Source organism: Komagataeibacter intermedius TF2, assembly GCF_000964425.1.
GTDB lineage: Bacteria > Pseudomonadota > Alphaproteobacteria > Acetobacterales > Acetobacteraceae > Komagataeibacter > Komagataeibacter intermedius.
The window spans coordinates 1-208 of the sequence record NZ_BANF01000461.1 but is presented as its reverse complement, the minus strand read 5'-3'; the positions used below and the strand labels follow the sequence as shown (position 1 = coordinate 208).

At 56.2% G+C, this 208-nt stretch carries 1 protein-coding gene; it reads right to left on the bottom strand.

The window, feature by feature from the left end:
- On the bottom strand, positions 1-208 hold a 208-nt coding region (locus B7449_RS18055; protein ID WP_048884002.1), incomplete at both ends, for an NAD-binding protein.

Below are 208 nucleotides of genomic sequence, written 5' to 3'. Positions count from 1 at the left end.
ATAAAGCAGGATATCAGAACGGATCTGCCCGCCATCGGCCAGGACGGCCACGGGTTGTCCATCTGCGACCGTGATTGAATCCAGCCGGCTACCCAACCTGAAGCGCATCCCGCGATCACATAACTGATGCATGAAGTCGGCAATGATGCCCCGGTCCACAAAATCCAGAATACTGTCACGTGCCTCGACAACGCTCACCTGCACATCC